This window comes from Lacrimispora sp., from assembly GCF_031982545.1.
Classification (GTDB): Bacteria; Bacillota; Clostridia; order Lachnospirales; family Lachnospiraceae; genus Lacrimispora.
This window is the reverse complement of the sequence record NZ_DALYXB010000008.1, coordinates 195,001-217,788: the sequence shown is the minus strand read 5'-3', so window position 1 is coordinate 217,788 and position 22,788 is coordinate 195,001. Positions and strand designations below refer to the sequence as shown.

General features: G+C 41.1%; 27 protein-coding genes and 1 tRNA gene. 16 read left to right on the top strand and 12 right to left on the bottom strand.

What is annotated here, in order from left to right; genetic code table 11:
- Nucleotides 1-186: 186 nt before the first annotated feature.
- Both ABS301_RS15225 and ABS301_RS15220 read right to left on the bottom strand, forming a co-directional pair.
- Nucleotides 187-369: a DUF6472 family protein gene (locus tag ABS301_RS15225; RefSeq protein ID WP_349673034.1), complete on the bottom strand. Its 183-nt coding sequence runs from the start codon at nucleotides 367-369 to the stop codon at nucleotides 187-189.
- A 12-nt stretch (nucleotides 370-381) separates the two neighbouring features.
- A complete protein-coding gene (locus tag ABS301_RS15220; RefSeq protein WP_349673033.1) occupies nucleotides 382-1,440 on the bottom strand; it encodes an acyltransferase in 1,059 nt (352 codons plus the stop codon).
- A gap of 147 nt (nucleotides 1,441-1,587) precedes the next feature.
- On the opposite strand from ABS301_RS15220, the gene ABS301_RS15215 reads away from it, so the two are divergent.
- Nucleotides 1,588-1,659, top strand: a tRNA-Glu gene (locus tag ABS301_RS15215).
- Between the two features lie 247 nt (nucleotides 1,660-1,906).
- The gene (locus ABS301_RS15210) at nucleotides 1,907-2,107 is read left to right on the top strand and encodes a cold-shock protein (RefSeq protein WP_349673032.1); all 201 of its coding nucleotides are present in this window, start codon (nucleotides 1,907-1,909) and stop codon (nucleotides 2,105-2,107) included.
- Nucleotides 2,108-2,198: 91 nt separating this feature from the next.
- Here the strand turns inward: ABS301_RS15210 and ABS301_RS15205 are convergent.
- From ABS301_RS15205 to ABS301_RS15195, 3 genes are all read right to left on the bottom strand, one after another.
- Nucleotides 2,199-3,604, bottom strand: a protein-coding gene (locus ABS301_RS15205; RefSeq protein ID WP_349673031.1) for an IS3 family transposase whose coding sequence is annotated in 2 segments (ribosomal slippage) — nucleotides 2,199-3,130 and nucleotides 3,130-3,604 — 1,407 coding nt in all. Because the reading frame shifts where the segments join, the coding sequence is not laid out codon by codon here.
- An 85-nt stretch (nucleotides 3,605-3,689) separates the two neighbouring features.
- Complete coding sequence (locus tag ABS301_RS15200; RefSeq protein WP_349673030.1) at nucleotides 3,690-4,112, bottom strand: flavodoxin; 423 nt, start codon at nucleotides 4,110-4,112, stop codon at nucleotides 3,690-3,692.
- A gap of 33 nt (nucleotides 4,113-4,145) precedes the next feature.
- Nucleotides 4,146-4,700: a DUF3793 family protein gene (locus tag ABS301_RS15195; protein WP_349673029.1), complete on the bottom strand. Its 555-nt coding sequence runs from the start codon at nucleotides 4,698-4,700 to the stop codon at nucleotides 4,146-4,148.
- 601 nt (nucleotides 4,701-5,301) lie between these two features.
- On the opposite strand from ABS301_RS15195, the gene ABS301_RS15190 reads away from it, so the two are divergent.
- From ABS301_RS15190 to ABS301_RS15125, 14 genes are read left to right on the top strand one after another with little or no spacing between them, the layout of a single operon-like run.
- A complete protein-coding gene (locus ABS301_RS15190) occupies nucleotides 5,302-5,595 on the top strand; it encodes a hypothetical protein (protein WP_349673028.1) in 294 nt (97 codons plus the stop codon).
- A gap of 50 nt (nucleotides 5,596-5,645) precedes the next feature.
- Nucleotides 5,646-5,936: a hypothetical protein gene (locus ABS301_RS15185; protein ID WP_349673027.1), complete on the top strand. Its 291-nt coding sequence runs from the start codon at nucleotides 5,646-5,648 to the stop codon at nucleotides 5,934-5,936.
- Between the two features lie 37 nt (nucleotides 5,937-5,973).
- A complete protein-coding gene (locus tag ABS301_RS15180; RefSeq protein ID WP_349673026.1) occupies nucleotides 5,974-7,704 on the top strand; it encodes a motility associated factor glycosyltransferase family protein in 1,731 nt (576 codons plus the stop codon).
- A gap of 30 nt (nucleotides 7,705-7,734) precedes the next feature.
- On the top strand, nucleotides 7,735-7,899 hold the full coding sequence (locus tag ABS301_RS15175) for a hypothetical protein (RefSeq protein ID WP_349673025.1): 165 nt from the start codon (nucleotides 7,735-7,737) through the stop codon (nucleotides 7,897-7,899).
- A 30-nt stretch (nucleotides 7,900-7,929) separates the two neighbouring features.
- Nucleotides 7,930-8,295: a peptidase associated/transthyretin-like domain-containing protein gene (locus ABS301_RS15170; protein WP_349673024.1), complete on the top strand. Its 366-nt coding sequence runs from the start codon at nucleotides 7,930-7,932 to the stop codon at nucleotides 8,293-8,295.
- Between the two features lie 31 nt (nucleotides 8,296-8,326).
- A complete protein-coding gene (locus tag ABS301_RS15165) occupies nucleotides 8,327-8,548 on the top strand; it encodes a hypothetical protein (RefSeq protein ID WP_349673023.1) in 222 nt (73 codons plus the stop codon).
- A 15-nt stretch (nucleotides 8,549-8,563) separates the two neighbouring features.
- Nucleotides 8,564-8,800, top strand: a complete 237-nt coding sequence (locus ABS301_RS15160; RefSeq protein ID WP_349673022.1) for a hypothetical protein — start codon at nucleotides 8,564-8,566, stop codon at nucleotides 8,798-8,800.
- An 11-nt stretch (nucleotides 8,801-8,811) separates the two neighbouring features.
- Nucleotides 8,812-9,792 carry an NAD-dependent 4,6-dehydratase LegB gene (locus ABS301_RS15155; RefSeq protein WP_349673021.1) on the top strand — a complete coding sequence of 327 codons (981 nt, stop codon included), beginning with the start codon at nucleotides 8,812-8,814 and terminating at the stop codon, nucleotides 9,790-9,792.
- A gap of 22 nt (nucleotides 9,793-9,814) precedes the next feature.
- Nucleotides 9,815-10,963 carry a LegC family aminotransferase gene (locus ABS301_RS15150; protein ID WP_349673020.1) on the top strand — a complete coding sequence of 383 codons (1,149 nt, stop codon included), beginning with the start codon at nucleotides 9,815-9,817 and terminating at the stop codon, nucleotides 10,961-10,963.
- An 18-nt stretch (nucleotides 10,964-10,981) separates the two neighbouring features.
- Nucleotides 10,982-12,028, top strand: coding sequence for a nucleotidyltransferase family protein (locus tag ABS301_RS15145; RefSeq protein ID WP_349673019.1), 1,047 nt, complete (start codon nucleotides 10,982-10,984; stop codon nucleotides 12,026-12,028).
- Complete coding sequence (locus ABS301_RS15140) at nucleotides 12,025-12,672, top strand: acetyltransferase (protein WP_349673018.1); 648 nt, start codon at nucleotides 12,025-12,027, stop codon at nucleotides 12,670-12,672. The genes ABS301_RS15145 and ABS301_RS15140 overlap by 4 nt, the downstream gene beginning before the upstream one ends.
- Nucleotides 12,665-13,660, top strand: coding sequence for an N-acetylneuraminate synthase (gene neuB / locus ABS301_RS15135; protein ID WP_349673017.1), 996 nt, complete (start codon nucleotides 12,665-12,667; stop codon nucleotides 13,658-13,660). The genes ABS301_RS15140 and neuB overlap by 8 nt, the downstream gene beginning before the upstream one ends.
- Nucleotides 13,657-14,820, top strand: a complete 1,164-nt coding sequence (gene neuC, locus ABS301_RS15130; protein ID WP_349673016.1) for a UDP-N-acetylglucosamine 2-epimerase — start codon at nucleotides 13,657-13,659, stop codon at nucleotides 14,818-14,820. Before neuB ends, neuC begins: the two co-directional genes overlap by 4 nt.
- Nucleotides 14,820-15,527: an acylneuraminate cytidylyltransferase family protein gene (locus ABS301_RS15125; RefSeq protein WP_349673015.1), complete on the top strand. Its 708-nt coding sequence runs from the start codon at nucleotides 14,820-14,822 to the stop codon at nucleotides 15,525-15,527. The genes neuC and ABS301_RS15125 overlap by 1 nt, the downstream gene beginning before the upstream one ends.
- Here ABS301_RS15125 and ABS301_RS15120 read toward each other — a convergent pair.
- From ABS301_RS15120 to ABS301_RS15090, 7 genes are read right to left on the bottom strand one after another with little or no spacing between them, the layout of a single operon-like run.
- Nucleotides 15,522-16,667: a M20/M25/M40 family metallo-hydrolase gene (locus ABS301_RS15120; protein ID WP_349673014.1), complete on the bottom strand. Its 1,146-nt coding sequence runs from the start codon at nucleotides 16,665-16,667 to the stop codon at nucleotides 15,522-15,524. The genes ABS301_RS15125 and ABS301_RS15120 overlap by 6 nt on opposite strands.
- Before the next feature lie 18 nt (nucleotides 16,668-16,685).
- Nucleotides 16,686-18,662 (bottom strand): glutathione S-transferase C-terminal domain-containing protein, encoded by a 1,977-nt coding sequence (locus ABS301_RS15115; RefSeq protein ID WP_349673013.1) that lies wholly within the window; start codon nucleotides 18,660-18,662, stop codon nucleotides 16,686-16,688.
- Between the two features lie 24 nt (nucleotides 18,663-18,686).
- Nucleotides 18,687-19,178 carry a GNAT family N-acetyltransferase gene (locus tag ABS301_RS15110; protein WP_349673012.1) on the bottom strand — a complete coding sequence of 164 codons (492 nt, stop codon included), beginning with the start codon at nucleotides 19,176-19,178 and terminating at the stop codon, nucleotides 18,687-18,689.
- A 13-nt stretch (nucleotides 19,179-19,191) separates the two neighbouring features.
- Complete coding sequence (locus ABS301_RS15105) at nucleotides 19,192-19,950, bottom strand: amino acid ABC transporter ATP-binding protein (RefSeq protein ID WP_349673097.1); 759 nt, start codon at nucleotides 19,948-19,950, stop codon at nucleotides 19,192-19,194.
- Between the two features lie 9 nt (nucleotides 19,951-19,959).
- A complete protein-coding gene (locus tag ABS301_RS15100) occupies nucleotides 19,960-20,685 on the bottom strand; it encodes an amino acid ABC transporter permease (RefSeq protein ID WP_349673011.1) in 726 nt (241 codons plus the stop codon).
- Nucleotides 20,686-20,708: 23 nt separating this feature from the next.
- Nucleotides 20,709-21,647 carry a transporter substrate-binding domain-containing protein gene (locus ABS301_RS15095; protein ID WP_349673010.1) on the bottom strand — a complete coding sequence of 313 codons (939 nt, stop codon included), beginning with the start codon at nucleotides 21,645-21,647 and terminating at the stop codon, nucleotides 20,709-20,711.
- A 31-nt stretch (nucleotides 21,648-21,678) separates the two neighbouring features.
- A complete protein-coding gene (locus tag ABS301_RS15090; RefSeq protein WP_349673009.1) occupies nucleotides 21,679-22,656 on the bottom strand; it encodes a glutathione S-transferase family protein in 978 nt (325 codons plus the stop codon).
- Between the last annotated feature and the right edge of the window lie 132 nt (nucleotides 22,657-22,788).

The window sequence follows — 22,788 nt, the reverse complement described above, 5'->3', positions numbered from 1 at the left end:
TCCTGTTATTGTTCACATTCTGGTCACAATATTGTTACATGCCGGACAAACTCTCTTCATATTTTACTCATATACTTAAATCATCAGAAAAAGATGTTGCCAACATACTTTGAGATAAGAATTTTTTTCATAATTGCCGGTATTCCTCGTAGGGGATACCGGCTCCTCCCTTTTTAGGGGTTTTTTTTACATCTGCTTCTTTACGATAGAATAATCATCACCATATTTAAAGTGAGGGCAGCTTTGATGGGATTCACTTAAAAAACGCATCATCTCATCCTCATCTAAATTAATCCCACACTCATAATATTCATAGTCTTCGTTGTAATGATAATACATACAATATTCACAACTGCTTTTCTTTGCCATTATTATTCTCCTTTATCTGTCATTTCCCCGTTTCCATATCAGTTTCGGAATCCGTTTTAACAGTTTTAATACCGTTTCATCCAATAACCAGGCTATTACCAGAGAAATGAAAAATGTCAGTGCCGTCAGGCAGATAATTTTAGGAACATAAAAATGTCTGATCCATGTTTTCTCTATGATTGCAGCGGAGAACTGTCCCAACACCAGATAATGGATTAAATACATACCGTAGCTGTGTCTGCTGATCAATCCGCATGGGTTTGTAAATACAGGAATTGATACCGTTCCGTATCGTTCAAAAAACAAAAAGACAGCTGATGCCATGGCTATCATAGTGGGTGCCAGATCATGAATACCAGGCGTAAATGCTGGTGTAAAAAACTTCTGAATCATGGTCAGCGCAAATCCTGCAAGACCTGCTGCCAGGAAAGGGAAATAGCTGGTGTTTTGATATAAACGCCTTAATGCATAGCCAAGCACAAAGTAAATCAGCCAGCCTTTAAAGATCATATATTGAAAAAACTCTCCTGGTAAAAAACCAAGCGGCTGCAGATAAACAAACAAAGTCTGAATAATAAGAATCATGACCAGAAAAATCCTCAGCTCTTGATCTGTCATAGCCTTTAGCATTCGTGATAAAAAGGGCGCACACAAATACAACCCCAGAATCACATACATAAACCACATATGGGGGGCCATAGGCGTGGTTTCTGTCAGCCACCCAAAAAGCCATGCTTTGATATGTGGGAAGAACCCAAGCTTCTCCTGCCCCAGATATACATTGTAATAATAGTAATAAATTCCGGTATAGATACCAAATGGGATCACAATGGTACAAAACCGGTTTTTATAAAATGCCAAGATGTTCTCTGTACCATGATCAAGAATAAACAAACCACTGAGCATAAAATAGATTCCTACAAAAGACAAAAGCACAGGCATAAGCACTGCACTAAAAAGCTGCTGCGTATCATTGGCTGCCTGGGCAGGAATGGAATGCACCATAATAATTGCGATAACTGCAATTACCCGCAGATAATCATACTGAATTTCCCGATTTTTCCGTTCCATATGTCATCTTAAGCCTCCTTTTTTTCTATTGCAAAGTATAACATAAGAAATCCGCTTTTGACAAATTTTTTATTTTTTCAAAAAAACAGTAGACAAATGGAAATACCTGTGATAATATAATGGAGCTGTCAGAGATGACAGAGAAACGGCCTATTGGTCAAGCGGTTAAGACACCGCCCTCTCACGGCGGAAACCCGGGTTCGATTCCCGGATAGGTCATAATTTGGATACTGTATAATCCTTATATTTACTGGGATTGTGCAGTATTTTTTATTTTAATTAGTAATACAGCTTCTTCTTTTATTTCTCTATTGACTTATACTAGTAAATGTGTTATGTTAAAACAGTATTTTAATAAAGTCTTGATTTCGCATGTATACGTAAGTCATAATTCTATTGATGATTTACTTATATATGCGATTTTTAGTTTTAGCTAATATAATTATAATTTAAGGAGGTATCTTTAATGAATAAAGGTACAGTAAAATGGTTTAATGCACAAAAGGGATTTGGCTTTATCAGCGACGGACGTGGCACAGAATACTTCGTTCATTTCTCAGGTCTTGCTATGGACGGATATAAATCGTTAGATGAAGGGCAGTCTGTAACATTTGATATAACAGAAGGAACTCGTGGCCCACAGGCTGTTAATGTTCGTCTTGCTTAAACTAAGCGATAAAAAAGACTGCTTATAAGGTGATGTGACCCCAACAAGTTAGACTTTATAGCGAAGTAGTTTTAGACTGCTTCGCTATTTTTTATGCAGCCAGGAGGCTGAGTCTGTATTCTACAGGACTCATCCATCCCAGTTTTTCTTTAATTCGTTTCTCATTGTAGTATTTTATGTATTTCTCAATAGCTGACTTAAGCTCTTCATAACTATAATAAACTACACCATAATACATTTCTTGCTTTATAAATCCAAAAAAGTTTTCCATTACCGAATTATCGTGACAATTTCCTTTTCTGGACATGCTTTGAAATATCTTGTTTTCCTTAAGCGTACGAACATACGATTTCATTTGATAAGCCCAGCCTTGATCTGAGTGGAATGTACGTCTATATTTACAATCCTCTGTTTTTTCTATTGTTTTGTTTAAGGCATCCATTATACTTTCTGCAGATGGTTTCTGTGATATGCCATAACTGATTATTTCTCTATTACACATATCCATAAATGGATCCAGGTAAAGCTTCCTGATATTCATTCTTCCTTTTTCATCTATTTCATAATACTTAAATTCAGAGGTGTCGGTCGTAATCTTCTGGTGTGGAATGTGAGTTTCAAATCGTCTGTGAATTCTATTCGGAGCAACCTTTCCTACTTTTCCTTTATAAGAACTGTATTTGCGGCTTTTCCGCGTGAACGATATCACCTGAAGACCAAGCTTTTGAATAATCAGTTGCACACGTTTCTTGTTTACAATTAGTCCTTGTTTTCTTAACTCTCCATAAATGCGACGATAGCCAAAATCTTTGTTATTCTTTCGTATTTCAAGGATCTTTTGCTCGAATTCTTTATTTTGGTTTTTTCTATCAAAACGTTTCTGCCAATACATATATGTTGCTTTAGGAAAACCTGTGATTGCGAGAATGTCTTTTAGTTTGAATGATCCTCGGAGGCTGTGGATGATTCTCGCTTTTTGTTCTGAGGTGTTCCCTCTAAACGCAGCCTCCTCAGTTCTTTTAAATACGCATTCTCTATTTTTAGTTTTAGTAATTCATCCTCGAGTTGCTTGATATACTCATTATTATCTTTTAATGAATCTGGCACATCCCAGGCTATCTCTTTAGGTTTATCCATTTTTCTTCGCCGTCCTTTACGCTTTGGTCTCAAAGCATCAGGACCAGCAATTCTGAAATCATTAACCCACTTGGTAATTAACGGTGGATTATTCATTCCAACTGTAAGAGCGAGCTCCTGATAAGAAACCTCTGTTAATAGATATAACTCTACCACATGAAGCTTAAATTCGAAAGAGTACGTTTCATTTTGACGAGAACGTCTCAGTCCTTCGTCACCGAATTCTTTATATGCAGCAACCCATTTTCGTATCATTATCCGCGAAACACTATATTTCTTGGACAAAAAAGCATAACCACCTTCACCAGACTCATAAGCCAATACCATTCTTTTCTTTAAATCAAAACTGTGTTTTGCCATGAAAAAACTGACCTCCCATAAATTAGATTTTTCGGTCTAACTTATGGGGGTCAGTTCAGAATGTGTCATACCCATGTCTTTTTTATTATGCAAGTGCCTTTCCAAGCTCAACACACTGGGCAGCTCCAGTTTCATCAGGCTCATTGTTACAGATCACGCTGTCATGAACTATTACGGCGCCCAGCGATTTTACGGAATCTTCCCAGCTACGCATCCACTCGCCATCTCCCCAGCCATAGGAACCGAACAAAGCGATCTTCTTTCCACTCAGTTTCGATTCACAGCTTTTAAACATCGGTTCAAACTCGCCATCTTCCAGTTCTTCGCTTCCCATGGAAGGACAGCCAAAGGAAACGGCATCGTAATCATCCATCTGATCTGCTCCGAAATCAGACGCTGTGAACAAAGAAGCGTCCGCACCAGCTGCTTTTGCTCCTTCCAGTACTTTATTTGCCATAGCTTCCGTATTACCGGTTCCGCTCCAATATACAACCGCGACTTTACTCATCTTATCCTACCTCTTTCTTTCCTTTTTATATGCTTAAGCAGCTACTGTAAGCTGCCAGACTGATCTTCCATTTCTCCAGAGCCGGGAATAAATAGTTCTGCATTTTTGATATCTGGCAAAGATTTTCACCGCTTCACATTCATTGCAATATACTTTCCAACATCCTAAGCACTTACAGTTCTTTCCTGAATTTTTAATAAAACCAATTACGTCTCCCAGGGGATATCCAAGAAATAATCCAATCTCATGAGGAAAGCCCCCCTCTTCTTTCAGTCGGATTTTTAATCTGTCCAGGGCTTGATCCACATCCATCGCATCGTAACCGTAATTTTTTAAAAATCTGCTTACTCCCGGCCTGTTTAAATCCTTCATTAAATGAGACTTGCGATATACATAAATCAGAGCCTTATTCCCGCGTCTGTATAATTCAATCAATGATATCCCTTTTTCTCCCAGCTGCAGGTTCAAATATTCCAGCTGGCAGCACAGTTCTTCTTCTGAAGTAAAAGAATGATTAAACAGATTTGCGGTTTTCAAAGAAGCCAGGGTTGGGGAACAATATTCAATTAAGTGCCTTTCCAGTAACATATTTATACCTCCATCATGAAATTTGTTTCCCACTTATCATTCAAAAACTGTAACAGCCTGTTCGTATGGGTTGTTGTTTGGTTAGCTTTAACTAACACTATATAAATACCATATTTTTCACTGCCAGGCAATACTGTTTTTGCTTAATGGGAATTTTTCTACTATATGATAGTATCTGCAGAGAGGTTTCTGTTACTGTACCAAATTCTGTCATAATTTCTTCATTGTTTTCATACTATTTTTAGATCCTGGTCAAAATTCCTTCACATTTTCCATGTATGATAATATCATAAACATGAAAGATCCCACAAAGTGGTCAGAGTGCTTTCATACATATGTTTTCTAAGTCGGCAGAGTCGCTCTGAAAAGCTTCTTTGCCGGCTCAACCTAAAAAATGTTAATAAATTTGTCAATATTGCATTCCTGAATCCAGGGATTTCATATATATATAAATGAAGAGGAAGCTGCAGCCATTATCGGTTTGCAGCTTCCTCTTTCTTATGAAATCACAGAATGGGACGGCAATTTCACCGTTTTATAATTAGTACATACTATATATAAGAAATACGTATTTCTAATACTAAAATAGGGGGTCATTATTATGGCTGCTAATAAAAGTTATAAGCCTGTCGCCAATACTCTTGCGGCAAGTGCTGCTATTGGGGGATTAGCTCATTCTGTAAGAGTCCTTACTACAAGCTGGGGACTGATACTATTAAATGGTGTTGCATTTTATAGCAATCAGACGTTAAAAAGCGGTGCTGTCGCTGTATGGGTAAGCAATGCTCCAACAACTGGACAGCCTACTAATTTAACATTTACCGATGCAAACGGAAATTACGGTGTTACGACAAAAGCTGGTGTAAGCCTTGTAGTTAAATTCTACAATAACTAATATTGCAGAGGGTGTTCTTCTTGGACACCCTCTTTAAAGGAAGCGATCACATGTTATCTGAATTAAGTTTCACAGGCTGCCAATTAATTTGTGAAGGAATTGTAACTGCTGATATAACCCTGTCCTGTAATTCCTTTTTCTTTATCACAGGAACTGTATACAGTCCCAGCGGAGAACCTTTACCCCACGCTGCCATAGAAGTCCGCCTCCTGGATATATCTGATCCCAATCAGTTTATCCGAGTTGGCGTCACCTTTTCCCTTACAGATGGAACCTTTGGGGTCTCGCTTCCCCAGATCCATGGCAAACAATATCAGCTATTGGCATATTCGGCTGTGTAAATAAAACTATCGGACCAACTTTCTTATGGAGGCAACTATGAAAAAAATCAAAACTTCTGATGGATATGAGGTATACCGCATAAAACACAATAAAACCTACGAATATCTTGCAGACTGTACTCATTACAAGGAAGAGATCCTTAAGCTCTTAGATATTATAGAGGAATTAAAATTTGACTCTTTAGTATTTCTGTTTGGCTTTGATACAGGAGCTTATTTAGATCAATTAAAAAAATGCGTTTGCAGCCATAATAAAGTTTTTATTTTTGAGCCAAACCGGTCTGTTTTTAATCATTCTTCAAAAGAATTAGGCAGTAACATACAGATTCTCTATTATGATGATGAGCTGGTAAAGAAAATATTTGAAAATACAATTAATTTTAAAAATATAAATAATATCTATTTTCATGCATTTGGTAATTATAAAAGAATCTATCAAAGAGAATACGATCGGCTAATTAAACACCTGGACTGGACTATTATGAATACTGCTTCACAGGTATATCTTGCGAAACGTTTTAAAAAGGTATTTATCCAAAATATGATTGCTAACATGAAAATCACATCAAATTCTACCATTATTAACCATTATGAATTATCCAACCAGGATGTTCCCGCAATCGTAGTCTCTGGTGGAGCATCGTTGGATGAAAATATAAAGGATATGGTTAAGCAGAAAGAGAAACTTAAAAATTACTTTATTATCACTGGGAGCAGAACTGTAAAGGCACTGGTAGACAATGGAATTATCCCTGATATGATTGTGACGGTTGATCCGATAAATGCAAATTATGAGATGATGAAAGAATATATGGATTTAGATGTTCCACTGGTTTTTTATGAATACAGCAATCGATATTTATTAAATCATTACAAAGGGGAAAAGGTAATGACTTCCACCCTGTTTTCTCGTACCATAAAAGGATTTGGGCACATAAAATCAGTCTACTGCGGCGGGTCTGTATCACATGCATGCATTGATGTTGCAAATATGCTGGGTTGCTCTCCAATTTTATTTGTGGGGCAGGATTTTGCTTATACAAATAAAAAACATCACGCTGACAGCGCACTATTCCCCTACGACAGCAGTGCCAATTATGAATCTCATTTATTTATAAAAGACATTTACGGTAACCTGACGGGTACCTCTGTTACCTTAAATTCCTTCAGAAAAAATTTGGAGTATTATATCAGCTGTTTTAATAATCAACCTCGCATTAAATTTATTAACTGCTCCTATGGGGCTGAGATCAATGGTGCTCCACATAAGGAGCTTAGTGAAATACTTGCAAATGAATCCTTTGCGGGTAAGAAAAAAGACTGCCTTCCACACTATGAACTGAATCTTAATATAAAGGAAACTATTGATTCCATAATGAAATACCTGAATGAGTTTCTTACGAAGACTAATCAGGGACTGGAGTTATGCCAGATTATAAAAACTGAAAATAAGGTGAAATCTCTGGTAGATGTTCAAGATGACGACATCGATCTCCAAAGAATACTATATATCATACAAATCGTTAATAGTTTTGAAAATCACCCCTATAGCATGTATATAGAGGGATATATTACGGACTTTCTCTATGAAATGAAAGAAAGTAACAGTCACATGCTGGCGAAAGATTATGAGAGACTGACTTCTGACCTTCAATATCAGGCTCAATTTTTCCAGGAATACTTTCAACAACTAAAGAAAATACTGGAGGAATCAATCGATATCATTCGCTGTACGGTATCAGAATTCTATGAATGGCATATAGTTTAGTAAATCCTATAATATTAAGAGGGCGATAAGATGGAGAGCGAAACTAATTTTGATACAATCAAAGATAAGTACAAGGAGCTCAAAGTATCTAAAATTATTGTAAATGGAGAAGAGCACCAGGGAAATGTCATTAATGCTGAGGCCACCAAAGACACTCAGCAGTTAAACGTAAACGTTTATACACAAAACGAGTAAAGAAGAACAGAAAGGGGGCGAAACGAAACCATGGACTGTCATAAAAATTTCTCTTTCACCATAAGAGGTTCCAGGCTTCTGCCCTGCAGAGAAAATCATTTTAATTTTCATCTCGGCCGAATCAACTTTCAAATCATCAAAGGAACCGTATACTCCCTCAATCAGACCCCTAGTGCCGGAGCTGCCGTACAGATCACCCAGGTCAATATGGTGAATCACACTTCAACAGTGCTTGGTTATGCTATTACAGATGAAGCAGGGCGTTATGTCTTTTCCCTTGAAGCCTGGCCTGATATGAAATATGAAATTTCGGTCTTCGCCCCGTTAGTCACTTTCAAGAAGGGAGATATTAATGAGCTGTTATACGGAACTCTTAATAATACCGAAGAATTTTAGCAACAGATATGTTGCTTCAGCAGTCATTACCATGGAATACTCACCTGAAGTACTGCTGACCGGAACCATTTTTAATGACCACTGCGAAGCTCTTGAGGGCGCTGTGGTACGGATTACTGCTGCAGCGCCGACGAAAAAAAAGGATCTTGGTTATGTAATGACCAATCAATTCGGAGAGTTTGCCATTGTAGTAGAAAAGAATCCGCAAATCAACTACCAGTTCGATATCTATGAACCGGTCCTTACCAGTTAATTAAGGGGGAATGCCATGGCACGTGGATTAATCAGGGGGATGGTCCGCTACAAAAATCGTGTACCAGTGAGAGGGGCCATCATTATTTTGGAACGAATGGTAAGTGTATTTAATGAACAACTGAAAGAAGAAGACTGGGAAGGCGTCTATCTGGGTTATACTCAGACTAACATGCATGGGGAGTTTTGCTTTTCTGTCCCGGACAATACTGTTACATACCGGGTAAAAGTATTTGACAATCATCATGAGTGAGGAGGAACATCATGAAAAAGGTGCTGGTCACGGGAGCAGACGGCTTTATTGGCAGTCATCTGACAGAGGAGCTTGTCAATCGGGGATATCAGGTAAAAGCATTTGTCTACTATAACTCCTTTGGTACCTACGGCTGGCTTGATACTCTTCCCACACATATAAAGGATGAAATTGAAATACATAGCGGAGACATCCGGGATCCCAATGGAGTAAGGACTGCTGTGACCGGTGTGGATTCCATCTTTCACCTGGCAGCGTTGATTGCCATTCCATACAGCTATGAGTCTCCTGATTCTTATGTGGACACCAATGTAAAAGGAACCTTAAATATCCTTCAGGCTGCAAGAGCCCTGGAAACTGGCAAAGTATTAATTACATCCACTTCAGAAGTCTACGGCAGTGCCGACTATGTTCCCATTGATGAATCTCATCCGTTTAAAGCCCAGTCCCCTTATTCTGCTACGAAGATTGGCGGGGACCGGCTGGCGGAATCATTTTACAGGAGTTTTTCTCTTCCTGTTGCAATTGTGCGGCCGTTTAATACGTATGGCCCAAGACAGTCAGCAAGGGCAGTCATTCCCACAATCATCAGTCAGCTTCTGGCCGGAAAGGAAGACATTCATCTGGGAAGTCTTACCCCTACCAGAGATTTTAATTATGTGAAAGATACCGTCAGCGGCTTTATTGAAATCGAATCATCGGAACATACCGTAGGAGAAGAAATCAATATAGCCAGCGGAATAGAAATTTCTATTGGGGAACTTGCCATGGAACTGATCCGTCAGATTAATCCAAAGGCAGAGATCATTTGTGAAAATGAAAGACTGCGCCCGGAAAAAAGCGAAGTGACCAGACTTCTTGGATCAAATAAAAAGCTGAAAGCCCTGACGAACTGGAAACAGCAATATTCCTTATCTCAGGGTCTGGAAGAAACCATACACTGGATGGAAAACAATTTAAACCATTACCGGACAGACCGGTATAACATTTAATAGAAACTACAGGAGGCATCCCATGATTCCCCTATCTGTGCCAGTAATCAAAGGCAATGAAAAAAAATATGTAGACGAGGCGATTTCAAATGGCTGGGTCTCTGCTTCGGGCAGCTACGTAACCAGATTTGAACATGAAATGGCTGATTATTTAAAGGTGAAACAAACAGCTGCGGTCCAAAGCGGCACAGCTGCTCTCCATCTGTCTTACCTTCTCTCCGGGGTAAAACCAGGTCAGGAAGTGATCGTGCCTGCACTGACTTTTATTGCCGCGGTGAATCCTGTAAAATATCTGGGTGCAGAACCAGTCTTTATGGATTGTGATGATACACTGAATATGGATTGCCAGAAACTGGAAGATTTTTTAAAAAAGGAATGCACAAAAACCACTTTGGGTCTTAGAAATAACAAATCCAAACGGATTATCACTGCACTCACAGTGGTTCATATCTTTGGAAATATGGCAGATATGGAAACCCTCGTCCGTCTGGCTGATGAGTATGGCTTAAAGTTGATTGAAGATGCCACGGAAGCACTTGGAACCAGATATACAGACGGGATATATGAGGGGAAATTTGCAGGCACCATGGGTGATTTCGGTGCCTATTCCTTTAACGGCAATAAAATCATCACAACCGGCGGCGGTGGAATGGTGACTGCAAAAAAAGCGGCTGACATAGAACGATGTACTTATCTGGCGGCTCAGGCAAAGGATGATTCTCTCTTTTATGTCCACAATCACATTGGATACAATTACCGAATGTCCAATTTGCAGGCAGCCCTTGGAGTTGGGCAGTTAGAATGTCTGGAAGATTATATCCACATTAAGGTAGAAAATTATAATTATTACAGGGATGGGCTGAAGAATTTTGAGGATTTCCTGCTGATGCCATTTAACGAAAAAGCCAGAAATAATCACTGGTTTTACTCTCTTCTATTAAAAAACAGGGTCTTAAAAAGAGATCCTCTTATGAGACAGCTGAAAGAAGCAGGAATTGAAACCAGACCCATCTGGAAACTGAATCACACCCAGACCATGTATCAGAGCTGCCAGGCCTATTATATTGAAAAAGCGCCTTTCTATCAAAGCAGAATCATAAATCTGCCCTGCAGTGTGAATGTAACCGAAGCAGACATGGACTTTGTTATAGAAGCTTTAAAGAAAAGCTGACAAGAAGGAGGGATTGGTATGGACGTGGAAAAATTCTTTGTTACACCGGACATTCCAATCAGAGATGCGATCCGGCAGCTGGATGAAACTGCAATGAAAATGCTGCTGGTTGTAAACGATAATAAACTGACAGGAGTTATAACAGACGGAGATATCCGGCGGTGGATTCTGCAAAATAAGGATTTGTCTATGCCGGTGCATCATATTATGAACCCCTCCCCCATTGTTATAAAAGAAGAGGAACTTTCTGAAGCACTAAATATCATGAAGGAAAAACGAATCGAAGGACTCCCTGTGGTAAATGACAGAGGCCAGGTTCTTGATCTTGTCTTCTGGAATGAACTGAAATCTGAAAAAAAGCAGCCGGTACGGAAAAAGAAAACTCCGGTTGTAATCATGGCAGGAGGGAAAGGTTCCAGGCTTTACCCCTATACTAAGATCATCCCCAAACCATTAATTCCCATTGGAGATACCCCCATCGTGGAACGAATCATGAATCAGATGATCGCCTATGGTTTCACAGAGTTTTATTTAACAGTCAATTATAGAAAAGAGCTGATTAAGGCATATTTTAACGGAGACCGGCGCTATCATCTTCACTTTGTGGAGGAAAAGGAAGCTCTGGGAACAGCAGGCTCCCTGACTCTTGTAAAAGATCAGATTGCAGGAAGTTTTTTTGTCAGCAACTGCGATATCCTGGTTGATGTCAATTATGCAAAGCTACTTCTTTATCATAAAAAGAGCCGGAATCAGATTACGGTTGTGACAGCCATGAAAAATTATGAGATCCCTTATGGGGTGATTTCCTTAGATGAAAACGGCTGTATTCAATCCATGAGCGAAAAGCCAAAGTATGAATTTCTTGTCAGCACAGGGCTTTATGTACTGGAAAAGCATATTTTAAAATATATTCCCGGGGATACGCCATTTGACATGCCGGATTTAATCCGCCTGTGCATGAAGAATCACGAAAAAGTGGGCGCCTACCCGGTTATGGACAGCACATGGCTTGACATGGGGGAATTCAGTGAAATGAAAAAGATGGCTGAGAGAATGAAACTATGAAAAAAAAGCTTATCCTCCTTGGCGGAGGCGGTCACGGGGAAAGTGTGATTGATACCATTCGTTCAAAAAAAGAATTCCAGATCGAAGGAATTTTAGACAGCAGTAAAAGCCGTGGAATAACAGTTTCCGGCATTATGGTTCTTGGTTCTGATGAACTGCTTGCAGATATTTACCGCAGAGGAATCCGCTATGCGGCTATTGCAATTGGAAGTATTGGAAAACCCCAGGTTAGAATCCGGCTTTTTGAAGAGTGTAAAGCCATTGGCTATCAGCTGCCATGTATCATTGATAAAAGCGCAATATTACCCCAAGATTTTCATATGGGGGAAGGGGTCTTTATCGGAAAGGGAGCAATCATAGGTGCAGGTGTCAGACTGGGAAATGGATGTATTATTAACAGCGGCGCAATTCTGGAACATGGCTGTGCGGTTGGCAGTTTTGCTCATGCGGCACCTGGCTGTACGCTTTGCGGGAAGGTAAAAATAGGGGATAACAGCCATATTGGCGCGGGAAGTACTGTGATCCAGAATATATCCATTGGTAGTAATTCCATGATTGGGGCGGGAAGCCTGGTTTTGTCTGACATTTCTTCAAACAAGCTGGCTTACGGCAGTCCTGCAAGGGAGGTTGATCGTTTTGAGTAAGATTATGATAATAGCTGAAGCTGGAGTCAATCATAATGGGGATTTAGGCATCGCCAGGCAGTTAATTGATGCCGCATGGGCGGCAGGTGCAGACGCGGTCAAATTCCAGACCTTTCGTGCAGAGCTTTTGGTTACTCCCAAAGCGAAGAAAGCAGAATATCAGTTTCATAATACAGGAACGGATGACTCTCAATTTGAAATGTTAAAGGATCTGGAATTATCCTGGGAGGATTTTAAGATTCTCTCTGACTACTGCGCCTTCCGTGGAATCCGTTTTCTTTCCTCTCCTTTTGATGAGGATAGTATGGAATATTTGGACAGCATGGGAATGGATATTATTAAAATTCCATCCGGGGAAATCACCAACTACTGCTATTTAAAAAAAGCAGCAGCATTAAAAAAACCAGTGATCCTTTCTACAGGAATGTCCACACCCGCAGAAATACAGGATGCTTTAAACCTTCTTGACCAGGGCAGACAGGATATCACACTGCTCCACTGTTCCAGCATTTACCCAACGCCCATGGAGGATGTAAATTTAAATGCAATGATTACCATGAGAGATACTTTTCATAAAAAAACAGGATATTCTGATCACACTGCCGGCATTGAAGTAGCGGTGGCTGCAGCTGCTCTTGGAGCCTGTGTCATTGAAAAGCATATGACTCTTGATAAAACCATGCCGGGACCGGATCACAGGATGAGTCTGGAGCCGGATGAGTTCAAGCACATGGTTGACAGTGTTCGGAATATTGAAAAAGCAATGGGGAACGGAGTAAAAGCACCCGCAGGAGAAGAACTTCAGAACCGGGATCACGTAAGAAAGTTTCTGGTGGCTGCAAAGGATATTCAGAAGGGAGAACCGTTTACCATAGAAAATCTCTGTGCAAAACGCTGCTCTGCCGGAATATCTCCCATGAAGTTTCCCCAGATGCTTGGCACCTTTGCAGACAGAGACTATGGAAAGGATGATAAAATAGGGGAATGATCAGACTATGTGTGGTAACAGGCAGCCGGGCGGAATACGGTCTGCTGATTCCATTAATCCGGAGCATTATGGAAGACCCTGACTTTAAACTACAGCTGCTGGTTACAGGGACCCATCTGGATACCCGATTTGGGCTTGATTATCAGGAAATAAAACAGGATGGAATTGTAATTGATGAAATGGTGGAAATGAACCTGGCAAGCGATTCTTCCTATGGTGTCTGTAAATCCATGGGCCTGGAGCTGATTGGTATCTCCGGTGCCTATGAACGGCTAAAACCCGATATGATACTGCTACTTGGAGACCGGTATGAGATTTTTACAGCAGCAAGTGCCGCCGTCATCTGCAAAATTCCAATCGCCCATATACATGGAGGAGAACTGACACAGGGAGCCTACGACGACTGTATGCGTCACGGAATCACAAAGATGGGTTATCTTCATTTTACCAGCACGGAAGAATACAGAAAACGGGTGATCCAGCTGGGCGAATCTCCTGACCGAGTTTTTTATGTGGGTGCACTGGGCATAGAACGTCTTAAAGGACTTACTCTTCTGTCAAAAGAGGAGCTGGAAAAATCATTCCATATCGCTTTGCCTTCTCCTCTTTCCCTGGTCACATACCATCCCGCCACTCTGGATTCTCTCAGTGTGGAAAATCAGTTTCAGCCGCTTTTAGATGCTCTGGATTCCTTTCCAGGGCTATTTACGGTGTTTACAGGCAGCAACTCTGATACCGGAGGAAATCAGATTAATCAGATGGCAATTTCCTATACCAGACAGCATCCGGAGCGGGCGGTGTACATTTCTTCGTTGGGTTCCCTTCGTTATTTAAGCCTGATGAGAGTATGCAGACTTGTAATCGGCAACTCGTCCAGCGGAATCCTGGAAACTCCCGCTTTCAAAGTTCCCACAGTGGATATCGGACTCCGGCAGAAAGGCAGAATAAAGCCAGATTCTGTCATCAGCTGCGGTACATCTGCCGACAGCATTCGTAATGCAATCTCTCAGGCAATGGATCTGGATTTAAAACACCTTACTTTTGAAAATCTCTATGATTGTCCGGGTACCAGTAAAAAAATTCTCATGAGTATCAAAGAGGCGTTTCGCACCGGGATTCATTTGGAAAAAGAATTTTATGATATTGATTGGAGACTGTAATGATTCAGAATAAAAGAGTTCTTGCAATGATACCGGCCAGAAGCGGCTCAAAGGGCATCAGGGATAAAAATATCAGAGAAATGAATGGGAAGCCATTAATGGGATATACCATTGATGCCTGCATAAAAGCAGGATTTTTTGACGATATCCTTGTATCTACCGATTCAAAGCTTTATCAACAGACAGCGGTAGAACTTGGTGCATCAGCTCCATTTTTACGACCGTCTCACCTCTCTGGTGATGAAGCAGCCTCTGGTGATGTGATCCTCCACGCAATAAATGAAATGAAAAAGCTTGGGAAGGAGTATGACTATTTTATGCTGCTTCAACCTACCTCTCCCCTCAGAAACGAAGAACATATTCTGGAAAGTATGAATTTGCTGTTTGAAAAGCAGGCCGATTCCGTAATCGGTGTCTGTCCTTATGATTGTAAATGCTATCTGTCAGTGGGAATTACTGAAACTGGTGAAATAAAAACGCCAGACTCCTTAAAACAACAAATAAGGAGACAGGATGTAAAATCCGGCTTCCGGATCAACGGCGCCATCTATCTTACATCTGTCCCCAATTTTCTTAACTATGGTAATTTCTACAGTGGAAAAACCTATCCCTATTTTATGAATCCTTTGGAGTCTGTCGACATCGATGACAATGATCAGTTCTATCTGGCAAAGCTCATACTGCGTGACAGGGCTGGTACGTCATGAGGGCTGGTACGTCATAAGGCCCAGAGCCAGAAGAGCGCTTTTCTCCAACTGATCTGCTGTCGTGTATTCGCTTGTGGTATGCACCTCATTCATACCGCAGGCGACCACAATACCCTTGATTCCGTTGCGTACAAAATGGTTGTTATCACTGCCGCCCAGTGTCTTGTGGGTGACTGCCTCTACGCCGATGTCATCACAAACCCTTTTAAAACGCCTTACCACTTCATCATCCTCATGGATTTCATAGGCCTCGATCTGCTTTTCAAAGGAAAATTCTATGCTTCCCCCGCGGCAGCCCGCAGCTTCTTCAAAGACTTTTTTCAGCTTTTCCCATTCTTCCATAGCACGGCCATCCTTCAGGCTGCGGATCTCACCAATCAAACTACATTCATCAGCAACAATATTTCCCTGCTTTCCTCCGCTTATCTTTCCGATGTTAACCGTAGTCTCTTCGTCAGCCCACCCCTGCCTGATACGGGATATGGCGGTTGCTGCAATCTCTATCGCATTGATTCCAAGCTGTGGGCAGAAACCGGCGTGGGCATTTTTTCCCTTTACTTTGATTTCAAAAGACAAAAGGGTGGGCGCTGCCAACGCTGCATTGCCAATTTCACCGCTTAAGTCAAACACATATGCCTGTTTGGAATGGATGGTCGAATAGTCCGCAAGCTGGCTGCCTTTTCCGTAATTTTCTTCTGCTACAGGGAACAAAACTTCAATATCCGGATGGGGAATATCTTGTTCCTTCATGCTGCGGACTGCCTCCAGGATTGCTGCAATACCGGACAGATCATCTGCTCCCAGCACAGTCTCACCTACAGAAGTGATCACTCCGTTCCCATCTTCTGTCGCATGCTTTCCAACTCCCGGTCTCACCGTATCCATATGAGCGGATAAAAGGACTGGCTCTCCAGCCGTATTTCCTTTTAAAAAGCCGTACAGATTACCGGTGGGAATTGCATCTCCATAATCTGCAATCCGCTCCTTCAGGCGAAAACCAGCATCGTCTTCTGTTACGGCAAAACCCAGCTGCTGCATCTCCTCTTTTAAGTAATCCGCAATTTCTCTCTCATGATACGTCTCTGAATCAAATTCCACCATTCGTTTAAACTGGCTGACCAGCCTGCTTCTGTTAATCATTCAATCACCTGCCTGGAGTTATTTAGTCACTGATTCCTGTCTTTTAAACTTTTCTTCTGGAGTTTTACTTAACTGTTTTCTGTTTTGCGGGGCTGACCAGATGCCTTCGTAATCAATCTGATCCACAAAGCGGGAATTAAAATCCTGGAAAAGGGATTTGTTATCTGATCTCGATGCTGCAATATCGCGGAAATAGGTATTATTCCCAAATGCAGGGATCACATATAAATCTCTTAAGTATCCCCATATGTTTTCATAGTCCACCACTCTGCGTTTGATGGGACCAAGGTTTCTGTAATAATGGGTATCAAACCTTGCCAGCGTTACAAAAAGCCTGATGTCACTGTCCGTTACATAATCTCCGAATAAAAACCGGCTGGCAGACAGCCGTTCCTCAATCTGATCCAGGGCACGGTAAAAATCGTCAAAAGCCTCTTCATAAGCTGTGATCGACTGTGCAAACATCATGCGGTAAGTGGCATTATTGACATTTGGAAACAGCCAGTCATTATAGGCATCGATCTCACTTCTTAATTCAACTGGATAAAGATCCGGTGCGTCAACCGCCTGAAACGGACGGAATGCTGTTTCGAAATAATTCGTCAGCCTGTGATAATCATTATTTACTACCTTTTTTGTAGTAATATCTACCAGCGCTGGAACGGTACAGCGCCCTTTGTAATCAGGATCTGCATTGTAATAAAACTCGCTTAAAAACTGTGCTTTTAAAACAGGATCTTTTCTGTCCTCATTATACACGAATTCCCATCCATATGCACTATTTTCTTTGCTGTGTCCCACAAGATTAATTCCAATCGCTTCTTCCAGTCCCAGCAGTTCTCTTACGATAGATGCCCGGTTAGACCAGTGGCAGCCTTTTGCCCAAAACAGCCGGTACCGTCCCTTCTCTGCCTTTAATTCTCCTTCTGCCTCTCCAAATGGTGTTGTAAAGTGATTGGGCTGGCGTATAAATGCTCCTCTTTCATCAATTTCATTCTCAATCTCTTTTGGCCGTGGCCTTGGTGCTGTGCTGCTCCCTGCATGAAACTGGATTTTGTCTATGCCATGAGGGGTATTCCATGAAGTAAGATCCGGCCCCTTTGGTACAATCTTATATGGATTGCCAGCCACCGCACATAAATGATAATGTTTTTTAATTGCTTCAAAATCAGTAGTCTCCTTAAATTCAGGCAGTGAATACAGATCTCTGACATAACCCCAAAGATTTTTAAAATCAGTAATTCGGCTGCGGTTTAATTGAAAGCCATTATAGTAAGCACTATCAAAGCGGGCCAGCGTTACGTAAAGGCGCACATCGGATTCTGTAATGGTGTCTCCAAAAAGATAACGGCTTTTACCAAGTCTCTCTTCCAGCCAGTCCAGGCGGGAAAATACCAGATTATAAGCCTCGTTATAAGCTTCCTGACTTCTTGCAAAACCTGCTTTATAGACTCCGTTATTTATCTCATGATATAAAATTTCATTCAATTCATCGATTTCCCTGCGCAGATTTTCCGGATATAAATCAGGTGCACCTGGCTTATGATACTTCTTCCATTCCACTTCCCAGTATTTTGTCAGATTATAGTAGTCGTTATTTACCACCTGTCCGGTTGTTAAATCAACGACTGCAGGTACGGTAAATCTTCCGCTGTAATTTTCGTCTGCTTTTAAATATGCCTCGCTTAAATACTGGATCCCCAGCACCGGATCTTTACCGCCCTCGTCTAACGTAAACGCCCAGTCCGTTCTCCCCACATCCGGCCTGACCGGATCAAGAGTTCCAAGGCTTATCACATCTTCCAGTCCAAGAAGCTTTCTTACGATGACAGACCGATGTGCCCACGGGCAGGCAGGAGACCAGATCAGACGGTAGCGTCCCGCTTCTACCGGAAGATTTCCCTCCTCTGTACCAAAAGGAGTTGTAAAACGGTTTTTCTGGCGTTTAAATGTTCCATCCTGCTGGACTTCTTCTTTAATAAACTTTTCTGACATTCCGATTCCCTCTTTCTTTATGATCTACTTATGTTTCATATCTTCTCTGCCATACTCATCTGCAAACCGGAATGTCTGAGGCAGCATAAATCCCTGATTTTCCATCCAGTTTAAAGAATCTTCTGTTCCGCTGAAGATGCACATTGCAGTCTTATTTCTTCTGAATCCCATTTTTTCATAAAGAGCCACTGTTCTTGGATGGGTATAGAGAATAATATTCTGACCCCTGACCTGATCAAGCAGCTTTGCAATCAGGGTTCTTCCTATTCCCTGTCCCTGGAACTCATCATCAAGTGCGATATTATAAACAGCTGCCTGACAGACACCGTCAGACAGCGCTCTTCCCACGCCTATTATCTTTTCTTCGTGATAGACGAAGACAACTGCATAGCTGTTTGTGAAAATAGTCTCCTGTTCCTTTGCGGTATGATCCGATAAACCAGAACGGCGCAAAACATCGGCTACCTCCTGCCAGTTAATATTTTCTTTTGTTGTTTTAAATGTAATCTCAGACATACTGCCCGCCTCCTTAAATTGCATATTCCGTGTTTTCAAGCATATGGATTTTCACCAGAAACTCTTTTAACCGCTCATTGTCCGGATTGTCAAAAATCTGCCTTGGTGTGCCGTCTGCAACAATCTTACCGTTTTCTAAAAAGATAATCCGGTTAGCCACATTCTTTACAAAATTCATTTCATGAGTTACTAAAAGTATGGTATTGCCTTCGGTAGCAGCCTTTTTAATTGTCACCAGAACTTCACTGACCAGTTCCGGATCTAATGCCGATGTAGGTTCATCCATCAAAAGCAGTTTAGGCTCCATGGCGAGAGCTCTTGCAATTGCTACCCGTTGCTGCTGACCGCCTGATAAATGCCTGGGGTAATGGGAAAGCCGGTCACCCATTCCTACCTTTTCAAGCTGTTTCTCAGCAATGCTCTTTGCCTCGCTCTTCTTTATCTTTTTCACCACAGTTAAGCCTTCCATCACATTTTCCAGTGCAGTCCGGTTTTTAAAAAGGTTGAACTGCTGGAACACCATTTCTGTATAACGCCTTAACTCCAGCTTTTCTTTTGCAGACCGGGTAGTTAAATTAATTTCTTTATTATTGATCCGTATCGTTCCCTCCTCCGGCTTCTCCAGCAGATTAATGGAGCGCAGAAGCGTGGATTTTCCAGTTCCGGAAGGCCCGATAATTGCCACAACGTCACCTTCTTCAATATCCAGGTCCACATGATCTAAGACAACATTGCTGCCATACTTTTTGCACAGTCCGCGAATTTCAACCACACTCATCTCCTATGCCTCCTTTTTCTCTGCAATCTGTTCCGGAACACTCATCTTCTTTTCTATGTAAGTAAAGAGGCGTTCAATAAAAATGGTAATAACCCAGTAAATGATAGCGAGGGAACAGTATACTTCAAAATAACGATAGCTGTTTCCTGCCAGAATTTTGCCTTGTGCCGTGATTTCCACCACCGAACAGGTAAAGGCCAGCGAAGTGCCCTTTACAAGTCCGATAAGGGAGTTTCCAAGAGAAGGGATTGCCACCGTCACAGCCTGGGGAAGCAGAACCCGGCAGAAAATCTGCAGCCCATTCATTCCTAATGATTTGGCTGCCTCCACCTGACCTTTTTCTACAGACTGTATGGCGGCCCGAATGGTCTCTGAATCAAATGCTGACTGGTTTAACCCAAGTGCTACAATTGCAAAAATAATTGGCGGGATCCCATTCACGTTATAGGAAGTTCCATTATAGAAATTGTAGTATTTTAAGAAAATGGGAATTCCAAAGTACGTTAAGTACAGCTGAACGATAATAGGAGTTCCCCTGACCACTGAAACAAACAGGGTACAAAGCTGCTGTAATACCGGGATACGATGTATCTTTACAATTGCAAGGAAGAGTCCTGCCACCCAGCCAATGATTAACGCAATCAGCGTCAGCTGTATGGTTACCGGTAAATATTTTAATAATAAAGGGATCTCTGTAAATACCAGCTGCCAATCAAATATTTTGCTCATCTTGTGCCTCCAGCCATTGGTTTTTATTTATAAGAAGGAGAATAATCGGAACCAAACCATTTTAAGTTGATTTCCTTAGAGGTTCCGTCTTCAATCACTTCTTTTAATGCCTGATTAAGATCCTCAACCAGCTTTTCATTTCCCTTGCTTACAATTAAGTAGCTGTAAGGCTCTTCCATTAAATCCTTTGCTACATCACTGCTGATGGATACTCCTGCCACATTAAAATTAAATTCTTTCTCGTAATATTCAAACATTGGTTTATCCATTAATACGAAATCATATTTTCCGGCTTCCACATCCTGAATCTGAAGGACCAGATCCTCTTCGCTATACTCGATGTTAATCGCTTTCTGAGGGTTTGCTGCATTGTAGTTCTCCAAAGCAGTTGTAATGTTAATTCCGGATTGTGATATGGTTTTTAATCCGGAAAGATCTTCCCAGGTGTTAATACTCTCCGCCTTTTTATTATCTTTTGCAAAAACTGCAACGTACTCGTTGGCAAAAATGGGATCTGTAAATAAATATTTTTCCTTTCTCTTTTCATTTTTTGCAAAATTATTCACTCCGATCTGATAACGGTCTGAATCAAGTCCTGCAAAAATCGATGGAAAATCCGTTACTTCTATTTCCAGTTTATACTGGGGAAGACGTTCAAAAACAGCTTTAATCAATTCAATGTTATGACCAGTCAGCTGATTACTACTGTCTACAAAGGTGAATGGTTTAGGGGATCCGCCTGTTGCTGCATAAATTGTGACAGGTTCTGACGTTGCAGTGGTTTCACTGCCTGACTGAGCTGCTGCAGAGCTGGTTTCCTCTTTCTTTGTTTCTTCTGACACTTTTGCCGTAGTGGTTTCAGCTGGTTTTTGCGGATTACTGCTGCATCCGGACAACGCTCCTAATATGGTGACTGCTCCCAATACTCCAACTATTGCCTTTTTTAATCGATCTCTTTTCATAATTTTTTCTCCTCTTTTTTAATTCGATTATTTACTTTCCTTCAAATTTTTCTTTCCTGTTATGAGGTTCATCCCAGATCGACAGATCCGGACCTAAGGGAAGAATACCATATGGGTTATGTGCATGATTTCCAAGCAAGTATCCTTTTTTAATGGAATCAAAATCTGTGGCTTCCTTAAATGCAGGTATGGAATATAAATCCTTTGCATAATTCCACAGATTTTCAAATTCTGATAACCGGTTTCTGTTGGTCTTAAATGCAAAATAGTATGCTGTGTCAAATCTGGCAAGTGTTACAAAAAGGCGGATATCGGAATCGGTAATCTGATTTCCAAATAAATATCTGCTTTTTGAGAGCCGCTCTTCCAGCCAGTCAAGTCTCTGGAACAAAACATCGTACGCCTTTTCGTACTCTGCCTGGGACTTAGCGAACCCGGCTTTGTATACTCCGTTATTAATTTCGTGGAATAGAATTACATTCAGTTCATCTATTTCTTTTCTTAAATGTTCAGGATAAAGATCTGGCGCGTTCTGCTTATGAAGCGGTTTCCACTCAGTCTCCCAGTAATTAGTCAGATGGTGATAATCGTTGTTTACAACCTTCCGTGTTTTTAAATCTACAACCGCAGGAACAGTTGCTCTTCCTTCGTAGCCCGGATCGGTTGCTGCATAGATCTCAGGCAGATAACGAATTTTAAGGACTGGATCCACATTTCCCTCATCTAACGAAAATTCCCAGCCGTTCTCTGTCCTGACCGGACTGACCGTTCCAACACTGATTACATCTTCCAGACCCAAAAGTTTCAGTGCAATGATCTGTCTTGTAGCCCAGGGACAAAGGGGTGTCCAGATCAGCCGGTATCTACCGGCCTCAACCGGAAGTTCACCCTCACCACTGCCAAAAGGTGTGATAAAATAATTATCCTGTCTTACAAAAGCGCCTGTTTCCGATACTTCATGTGCATCCTCACTGGTTGCTACCTTACCGAATTTATCTTCTATCGCCATACTTTTTTCCCTGCTTTCCATTTTATTCTTGCTTTCGTGTTATTATCATACCACATACGTATGTTAATAGGTAATATGTATAAAAAACAACTGGCAATAAGATTATCTTATAACCAGCCGTTTTTTTAACAT